Here is an 8882-nt window from a genome sequence, read left to right on the forward strand (position 1 = left end):
CGTTGTATACTGAATTATGCGATGAAAATCGTATTTGCCTGTAAAAAAACTTCGTTGAAAGTTAATGGCAAAAATCTTTATTAAGGAGTATTTAAAATGACTAAATCAGTTTCAGCCGTCGGCTTTGTACTTGAAGAAAAACAATCGGATATGATCGAGAAAAAACTTTCACGCATTTCATACGCAGAGGATTTAATCGTTGATTTAATTCTTCGCGTCAAGCATGATAAGGCATATAATTTTGATTGTACCGTAAACTTTAAATGGGGTGCTCAGGCGCATGTCGCTTCGGAAGATTTTGACTTCGGAGCCTCACTTAACAAGCTTATGGATGTTCTCGATACAAAAGTCAAGAAAGAGAAAGACAAAATCCAAGAGAAAAAGTAGTACTGTTCAATTATTATAGAACTCTTTGAATAGTTTATGCCCCGTGTTTTTTTCATGGGGCTTTTTTTTACAGAAAACGCTTGCATTATTTGCTTACAAAATGTATAGTATATACATGGCTGATAAAGTTTTTACAGTATTGGATTTGCTTGAACTAGAACTTCCAGAACACAGTCAGTTACATCTCAAATGTATTGGTGGTCGCACAAGTCTTGCCAATGTCATTTCCGTATCCGAAATAAATCGTCCGGGGCTTGCCCTTACGGGATTTTACGATTCGTTTGCAAATGGATGCGTGCAGTTGTTTGGAAGCGCAGAGGGCGCATATCTGAAAAAATTATACGCAGAAAACAATATTCAGTCACTTACGCAAATGTTCCAGTACGGAATTCCATGCCTCATTTTTGTAAAAATGCTTGAGCCTCCAAAGGAATTCATTAAGCTGGCAGAGTCTTCGGGCTGTGCTGTTCTTCAAACAGAACTTGAGCTTACCGAGTTTACCATGCGTTTGAGCCGTGTTTTCGCAAATGTTTTTGCTCCTAAAAAAACATTACACGGGGTTTTGGTCGAAGTCTATGGTATTGGCATTCTGCTTACCGGCCATTCTGGCGTCGGTAAATCGGAGTGTGCTCTTGAGCTGGTCGAACGCGGGCATCGTCTTGTCGCTGACGATATCGTAGAAATTCGCAGCGTAAATGGCAATTCCATTTTAGGTCAGGGGGCCAACACTCTTATTTCTCACCACATGGAAATTCGTGGTTTGGGAATCATCAATATTGCACAAATGTATGGAGTTGGTTCTATTCGAGAGCAAAAAGAAATCCAGCTTGTTATTCGTCTCGAAGAATGGGACAATTCAAAAGTATATGATCGAGTAGGTAATAACCTTGAGTCAGTTGACATGCTTGGTGTAAAAGTTCCTACAATCGAAATCCCTGTCAAACCTGGCCGTAACTTGCCAATCATCATTGAAGCCGCCGCCATGAATGAGCGCCTCAAGGCTCGCGGATACAACTCTGCACGGGATTTCAACCAAAACATTCTTAAATGGATTGAGACTGGCGAAGTCCAAAATGCCTACTACGGTATGGACGATTCTTACTAGCATACAGAAGCCGCATGTGCGGAATTTTAAAATAGGAGTTCTTATGACAGAAAAATTTTTGACGGTTCTTAACCGAGCAGGAATCCACGCCCGACCAGCTGCCCTCATTGCGCAGACTGCAAACAAATTTTCAGCAGAAATCTCTCTCGAAAAAGATTCCGCTGTTGTAAATGCAAAATCTATTATGGGCGTAATTACAATGGCCGCAGGTTACAACACTCAGCTTACGCTCAAAGCGGATGGCCCGGACGAAAAAGAAGCTGTCGATGCAATCGTCCAGCTCTTCGAAAGTAAATTCGAAGAAGAATAATTCTAATTTATAGGAGCATATAATGAAAGGTATTACAGAGCGACAACAAGAAGTCCTGGATTTTATCTCCAGTTTTACAAAAGAAAATAATTATCCGCCAACGGTTCGTGAAATCGGCGAGCATTTTGGCATTTCCCTTCGTGCTGTTCAGGATCACATTGCGGCATTGCAAAAAAAAGGATATCTTTCTCAAACTCAAAAGCGAGCCCGTTCACTTAATGTACTTAACGGCGCAAACGACAGAACTCCATTTGTAAGCAAAGTTCCGCTTTTAGGTACTGTTGCCGCAGGCAAGCCTCTTTTGAGCGAGGAGAATCTTGACGGTTATGTAAATCTCACTGAGCCATTCGTCCGTCCGGGCAAGAGCTATTTCGCTCTCCGTGTTCGTGGTCAGAGCATGATTGAGGCTGGTATCCTTGAGGGCGATTTGGCGGTGGTAGAGCAGGCTCAAACCGCTGTTGACGGGCAGATTGTCGTTGCCGTCATCGAGAATGCAATCACTCTCAAACGCTTTTACAAAGAAGCTGACCGAATCCGTCTTCAGCCGGAGAATGCTGCCTTCCAGCCGATTTACAGTCGCGAAGTCACTATTGTCGGAATTCTTTCTAACATCGTGCGCACATACTAAGGCTTCTATAGGGTAATATGGCTTCTCCGATTTATCTTTTTACGGGGCCTGAAATCGGCAATCGCAATGATCAGGTCGAATCAGTCAAAAATTCTCTCAGTAAAAAATTCGGCGAAGTCGACAATTATCTTCTGTATGCGTCTGACTCCAAAATCGAAGATATTATCGCCAAATTGCAGACCGAATCTTTGTTCGTGCCTGCTACATGCGTGGTTTTGCGGGAATCAGAGCTTCTCAAAAAAAAGGATGAAATCGAACTGATTGCCGAATGGCTCAAAAGTGCAAAAGAAACTGCTGTTTTAATTCTTGTCTCCGATGAAATCTCGGTGGATTCAAAACTCGACAAACTTGTTCCCAAAGAAAACAAGCAGATTTTCTGGGCAATGGACGAGAGCCATCTTAATTCCTGGCTGCAAAATTACTTCCGCAAAAACGGCTATTCCATTGAACTTGATGCCGTCGATTCAATTCTTGAACTCACCGAAAACAATACCGAGGCGCTTCGCACTGAGTGTAATCGCTTTTTTCTTTGTTTTCCTAAAGAACACGAAATCTCTGTTTCTGATGTTGAGCAAATCCTTGCCCATAACCGCGAAGAGTCTGCCTTCACGCTTTTTGATGCAATGGCAAATCCAAATGATTCGGCAAGTGCTCGTCTTGAGACTGCACTTTCAGTCTTGCAAAAAATTCTTCTCACCAAAAACAACAGTCCAGTCATGATTCTTGCGGGGCTTGCATCTTGTTTCCGTCGTCTTGAGTTGTGGCATTCGATACATGCAGGCGGAGCATATCTTGACGATTTTGCTCTCAAAACAAAAGGTTTTACCAGCAAAACGGCACGCACCCAGTATGCGCGGGCTTCGAGAGTCTGGTCTTTCGGTCAATGTGCGGCGATACTCGCATCGATATCTGGCACCGACTCGGAAATTCGCTCTGCAGGAACAAGCCTTCAGGATACACAACTTTCCCTCCTCCTTTATGAAATCGTCATGAAGAACGGTGGGCGTGTGGCAAAATATGAAGCCGATGAAATCATTTGAAGTTTTTTATTTCTTTACGAAATTTCAATCGAATTAAGCACATCTCGTAATTTTAAAAGTTCTTCCGTGCTAAGTGTTACGCCTTTCCCCATTTTTTGATGATCCCCCGACCAGCTTCTCAGATCATATTTTGCGGGGCGTTTGTTCCATGAAATTTTGTTCAGTTCTAGGTTCCAGCCAGCTGATCCTTGAGAAATGACTGTCGGTTCACCGATGATGTCATAAGTGAAGTTTTCTGCCATAAAAATACTCCTAGCATAAAATCTATTTTCTCCAATTATACTCCTACATTTCATGAAATGCACTTTTTTTATTTCTTTGATATGCTAATTTCTTGCTTTGCTTTTCTTTCTACTATATAATATATTCAAAATACCGATAATATCAAAAAGGAACTTAGGGAGGATTTAAGTGAAAAAGTATTTACTTACACTTCTGAGTGTCGTGGCAATTCTTTCATTCTTTTCTTGTGGTTCAACTCCAACAGCAGAACCTCTGGTTGACACAAGCACAGGGGAGTCAACTCCTGTTGAAGAAGAAAAAACTGATGATACAGGGGATTTCTCAAAGGCGAATGAAGCGCTTTTGGCTCAGGCAGATTCCGCTCGTCAGAAGGCTGTTGAGGCTGGTGCCGAACAGTATTTTCCAGATGTTTTAGCTCTGGATGACCGCTATTATGACGAGGTAAAATCTGCTGTCAATGCAAATCCATCTGAAGACCATTCTGCAAAAATTAAAGAAGTTATCACCCGCTATAATGCGCTTGCAACTGCTTCTCTTGCAAAAGAGATGAAGGCAAAAGCCGATGAATTTGGTTTGGCTGATGCGGATGCAGAAAAGGCCCTTGAAGATTTTGAGGCTTCTGGCAACGGCTCTGATATGAAAACAAATGCTGATAAGGCTTTCAGTGCTTATTCAGCTTTGCTCGTTAAGCACCTTGGTGAAATGGCAAAAAGTGAGCGAGAGGCAGCTCGTGAAGCTAAAAAGAAGGCTGACAGCGTAAAGGCTGGCGTTGCTCGAAAAGCTGAATATACTGAGGCTTCAAATACTTTCAAAAAAGCAGATGCATCTTTCGTAACAAGAGATGTTGAGGGCGCTTACAAGGGATACAAGACCGCAAAAAATTCATTCCTTAGTCTCTATGAGTCAATTGCCGAAAAGCGTGCCGCTGCACAGGCTGCAATTGAGAAGGCAAAAAAACGAGTTGCAGAAGCTGAAGCTTATACAAAAGAGGCTGATGAAATTGCACCGCTTCAAGGAGAAGTTGCAGGAATCGAAAAAGAAGATGCTGTGCTTCTCGAAGAAGATAAATTCGCAAATCCTGAAGATGCCGTTATTGATATTGATAACAGTGAAGATGCTAAAAAGGCTGCCGTCATCGATGGTGCTATCAATGCAACTGTAGACGCTATTGAAGGAGAATCAAAATGAAAAAAGTAATTGCTCTTGCCACTCTTTTCCTTGTCGGCTCTTTGATTTTCGCTGCAAGTTACAAAAACAACACATATCAGAAGCTTGCCGATGAGTATACGAGAAAGGCTCAGAATGCCCTCGATGCAGGTGAATATGTTCTTGCTGAGGAATATGCCGCAAAAGCTGAAGAAAATGCGCGTCTTTCAGAAGAATTCGTAAAAAAAATGCTCGCAAAGTCTGACTGTGATACAATCATGAAGCAGGCCGCAAAAAAACTTGAGTATGCAAAGAGTGTTAATGCTGAACGCAATTTCCCGATGGCATATTCTTCTGCTCAAAAATCTTATGCAAGTGCGCAGGAATCTTACGGTAATGAAGATTATGCTACAGCAACGGCGTATGCAAAGCAGGTTCTTGAAGCTCTCGCTGATATCAAAGAGATTACGCCTCTTCCTGAGTATTATGTCGTCCGTCCCTGGGCAGAAACAAAAGACTGCTATTGGAATATTTCCGGCCGTCCCTATGTCTATGACAATCCTCTTTTGTGGGAGAACTTATATCAGGCAAATAAATCAAACATGCCTAGACCGAACGACCCGAACCTCATTCTTCCTGGTATGAAGATGAAGATTCCGAGCATTACTGGAGAGTACCGTGAAGGGGTTTACAATCCTTCTAAAAAATACGATCCGTACTCGGCAAATCGTTAATTTTTGACAGCCCTGCTCGTTATTGAGTGGGGCATTTTTTTTCCTTCCACAATTTATATTTTAAAAGTGCGCTCATCATAAGGGCATGAGGATATTCTTCGCTCCCGATTTTTTCATAGACCTCTTCCACTGGAACTTGCGCATACTCAACAAATTCGTCTTTGTCCAAATGCTGAATTCCTGTGCTGACCAAGTCTTCTGCTGCAAAGAAGTGAACCTTGTTGCTCATGATGGCCGGATTAGGATTTGCCGCGCCAAGATAAGTGAGTTTTCCTACTTTGTAGCCAGTTTCTTCTTCCATTTCGCGTTTTGCAGCATCCTCTGGTTTTTCGCCTGAATTTATTACACCACCTGGAAATTCAATGCTAAGTGAGCTGTTTCCGTGTCGCCATTGCTTTACTGTGATGAATTTGCCATCTGTCTCTGGCACGACAATTACCCAGTCAGGGGCATCCATTACGATATACTTTCCTTTTATGCCGTCAGGCCCGCTAGATGTTACTTCATTTACGCTGAGAACGATTGTTTTAAGAAGTTCATGTCTTTCTGTTTCTGTCCACTCAAGCTTTTTCTCTTTCATTGCCAGCCTCATAAAAATTTATTTTGATTTTACCGATAATTAGTATACAATAAAAGATAATATATAGAGAATAAATTCTTGTGTTTCTGGGGGAGATTATGGCTATTATCACAGTTTCAAGACAGCTCGCTTCTCTAGGTGACGAGATCGCTGCAAAAATTGCTGAAAGATTAGGCTATAACTTTGTTGGAAAAAAAGAATTGGAAAAACGCATCGTTTCTCTTGGTTTCCCTGAGTCAAAACTGTCAAAATTTGATGAAAAAAAACTTGGCTTCTTTGCAGGGCTAACTCGTGGCAGAGATGAATATTTAAACTACCTTATGACTGCTATTCTTGAGGCTGCCGCACAGAATAATTGCGTTATCGTAGGGCGTGGTTCCTTCATAATTCTAAAAGCTCTGGAAAATCATATTTCTTGCCGATTTATAGCAGATGAAAAAATACGAGTTGAGAGACTTCAGAAAAGCCTGAATTGCAGTAAAAAGGTTGCTGCAAAAAAGATTGCAGAGGCAGAGTCTCAGCAAAAAAGTTTTCATAAAGGTTTTTTTAATTTTGATGTACAAGATCCGGCAATGTTTGATGTGATTGCCAATACTTCCATGGTGGATTCTGATTCCATCACAGAATCTGTCGTTGCTCTTGTGAAAAAATATGTCACGGCTCAAAAAGATGCCGAAGGACAACGAAAAATCGAGGAGTTGCTTATCGGTCAGAGAATCGTTGATATCCTCGTTTTTATTTACAATCTTAATATTAGTTTTCTTCGTGCTGCAGTCGAGGGCAAAACAATAACCCTTCACGGCATGGCCGATTCAGTCACGACAGTCGATTCTGCCATCACTATCGTTTCAGCTGAACTCCCTGATTACAAGATTGAATCTGCAATCAGTGTTGGTCAGGATTTTAAAGCGTACTAGGCTTCCTTATGTCTGTTGTTTTTGAGAATCATTTTTCTGCACAGTGCCTTGCTTTTTCATTTGCTCTTTGTCTAGGTCTTTCTTTTGCATTCCTGACAAAGATTTTTATTTTTCGCTGTAACCGAGCGGTGGCATCGCGTTCTTTTGCTTTTTTCTGTGTCTTTATGAGTTTTGCCCTTGTTTTGTACACAAGTCTTGTTTTTATAACAAAGAATCTGTTTTGCATTTCAGAATTTATCAAAGATTACTCCTGTTATTTTCTTCTCTTGTCTATATTTTTTTTCGTCGGTTTTTTTATTGCTTTTTTCTGGAAGATAGCTGTTCCGACTTTTCTGGTTTTGTATCTTTCATTTACGGTTTTCACGGGTTATGTCTTGGACTCGCTTTTTGAGACTGGGGATGTCGTACATTCGGTTTTGGCTGATGAGAAGACTTTTAAAATCAGGGATAAAGTGGTTTCCCGATCTTCAGAATTGCATCATGCGGTAACTGTTTCTTTATACCGCCTTCCTGATATTCTTGTTCTTCCGGTCAGAAGAAATTGGATTGCATTTGAGGGAGTTGCAGAATCAGAGCTTCCTTTTGAAAAAAAACAAGATGTGTCTGATTCTTTTGCAGAAAAAGTAACTTCAATTTCAGAATGTAAGAGGCCTGAAATCCTAGAGAATCGAATCGTTTTATTTTATCTGAATCATTTTATTCTTAGTGGTCAGTCATCTCGGCTTATTCTTCCGTTCCCTGACGAAAAAAATTATCCTAGCTTGTATTCTGCCCATGTTTCCGTTAAAAACAATGAAGTTTCGTGTGAGCTGGTCCGTGACTTGTAGACGTCCCTCCAAGGCTCATTTACTTTTTCTGGAAAAAAAACTATAATTTTCGAGATGAAAGTTTCTAATCGATTTACGCTTGCAAGGGCTTTGTTTGCGCCTGTTTTTTATATTATATTTAACGCCCCTTTATGGCTTGACTCTTCTGTCTTAAAATTTATTTCTGCGTGTCTCATGATACCTTTGCTTGCTTTTTTTGAGCTCACTGATTATTGGGATGGGCATTATGCCAGAAAGAATAATGAAGTCAGTGATTTTGGAAAAATTTTTGATCCCTTTGCTGATGTAATCTTGAATCTGACGGTTTTTCTATGTGCTGTTTCCGCCGGACGCATGCCTGTTCTTTTCTTTGTTCTTATATTTTATCGGGAATTCAGTCAGAATTTCTTGCGAATGGTTGCCATGAAAAAGGGAATTGCTATCGCTGCGAGAATGAGCGGTAAAATAAAAACCGTTTTCTATATTTTTTCAGGATTTTTCTTCATAACTTTTGAATCTTTTATTCGCTTTAACTTTTCGTTTGTTCCGGCAGTTGTTTATGAGATTCTTATGACTGTGTATCAATGGGGGGCGCCGGTTTTGTTCGGTTTGTGTGTTCTTTTTAGCTGGGGTTCTTTTATCGATTACATTAAGTCCTTTTATTCAATTATAAAAGAAAGCAATTAAATCCAAGTATTTGTTTTCATAAAAAAACAAAAAAAATCATAAAAAAAGCGAAAAAAAAACAAAACAAAGTGTTGACAGAAAAAAGAAGGCGTGATATATTTATTGTCACCCGCTGACGACAGCGTCGGCGGGAAAGTTCTTTGAACGGAAAAGCGAGTGAGGGAAAGACGGAAGACACAGCGGCGGGGGCGGCCAGTCAGGCGGCTCCCGGACGTGTACATGAACGCAAAACACAGCCAGCGGGGAAGTATTTCCCGGTGGCGTTCCTAACCAGTCAAGGTTGGTCAGGGAGTCAAAGT

12 protein-coding genes are annotated in these 8882 nt (G+C 41.0%); 10 read left to right on the forward strand and 2 right to left on the reverse strand.

The annotated features are described in order from the left end of the window. Positions 1–96 precede the first annotated feature (96 nt). From B2089_RS08545 to holA, 5 genes are all read left to right on the forward strand, one after another. Positions 97–387, forward strand: coding sequence for an HPF/RaiA family ribosome-associated protein (locus B2089_RS08545; RefSeq protein WP_296324676.1), 291 nt, complete (start codon positions 97–99; stop codon positions 385–387). 115 nt (positions 388–502) lie between these two features. Next, positions 503–1492, forward strand: a complete 990-nt coding sequence (hprK, locus tag B2089_RS08550) for an HPr(Ser) kinase/phosphatase (RefSeq protein WP_296324678.1) — start codon at positions 503–505, stop codon at positions 1490–1492. Positions 1493–1535: 43 nt separating this feature from the next. After that, complete coding sequence (locus B2089_RS08555) at positions 1536–1802, forward strand: HPr family phosphocarrier protein (protein WP_296324682.1); 267 nt, start codon at positions 1536–1538, stop codon at positions 1800–1802. 22 nt (positions 1803–1824) lie between these two features. Then, complete coding sequence (gene lexA / locus B2089_RS08560) at positions 1825–2430, forward strand: transcriptional repressor LexA (RefSeq protein WP_296324684.1); 606 nt, start codon at positions 1825–1827, stop codon at positions 2428–2430. 17 nt (positions 2431–2447) lie between these two features. After that, on the forward strand, positions 2448–3470 hold the full coding sequence (gene holA, locus B2089_RS08565) for a DNA polymerase III subunit delta (RefSeq protein ID WP_296324689.1): 1023 nt from the start codon (positions 2448–2450) through the stop codon (positions 3468–3470). A gap of 14 nt (positions 3471–3484) precedes the next feature. On the opposite strand, the gene B2089_RS08570 is transcribed toward holA, so the two are convergent. Further along, positions 3485–3712 (reverse strand): YdbC family protein, encoded by a 228-nt coding sequence (locus B2089_RS08570; protein WP_296324693.1) that lies wholly within the window; start codon positions 3710–3712, stop codon positions 3485–3487. A gap of 169 nt (positions 3713–3881) precedes the next feature. Here B2089_RS08570 and B2089_RS08575 point away from each other — a divergent pair, with 169 nt between their 5' ends. Continuing rightward, positions 3882–4901, forward strand: coding sequence for a hypothetical protein (locus B2089_RS08575; protein WP_296324695.1), 1020 nt, complete (start codon positions 3882–3884; stop codon positions 4899–4901). Beyond that, entirely contained in the window at positions 4898–5593 is a 696-nt protein-coding gene (locus B2089_RS08580; protein WP_296324697.1) for a LysM peptidoglycan-binding domain-containing protein, read from the forward strand. The genes B2089_RS08575 and B2089_RS08580 overlap by 4 nt, the downstream gene beginning before the upstream one ends. A gap of 19 nt (positions 5594–5612) precedes the next feature. On the opposite strand, the gene B2089_RS08585 is transcribed toward B2089_RS08580, so the two are convergent. Continuing rightward, positions 5613–6173, reverse strand: a complete 561-nt coding sequence (locus B2089_RS08585) for an NUDIX hydrolase (RefSeq protein WP_296324699.1) — start codon at positions 6171–6173, stop codon at positions 5613–5615. Positions 6174–6271: 98 nt separating this feature from the next. Here B2089_RS08585 and B2089_RS08590 point away from each other — a divergent pair, with 98 nt between their 5' ends. From B2089_RS08590 to B2089_RS08600, 3 genes are all read left to right on the forward strand, one after another. Beyond that, positions 6272–7090, forward strand: coding sequence for an AAA family ATPase (locus B2089_RS08590; RefSeq protein WP_296324702.1), 819 nt, complete (start codon positions 6272–6274; stop codon positions 7088–7090). A 266-nt stretch (positions 7091–7356) separates the two neighbouring features. Continuing rightward, positions 7357–7917 carry a hypothetical protein gene (locus B2089_RS08595; RefSeq protein ID WP_296324706.1) on the forward strand — a complete coding sequence of 187 codons (561 nt, stop codon included), beginning with the start codon at positions 7357–7359 and terminating at the stop codon, positions 7915–7917. A gap of 54 nt (positions 7918–7971) precedes the next feature. Further along, positions 7972–8583, forward strand: coding sequence for a CDP-alcohol phosphatidyltransferase family protein (locus tag B2089_RS08600; RefSeq protein WP_296324709.1), 612 nt, complete (start codon positions 7972–7974; stop codon positions 8581–8583). The last annotated feature ends 299 nt before the right edge of the window (positions 8584–8882 follow it).

It is taken from the genome of Treponema sp. UBA3813 (genome assembly GCA_002368605.1).
GTDB lineage: Bacteria > Spirochaetota > Spirochaetia > Treponematales > Treponemataceae > Treponema_D.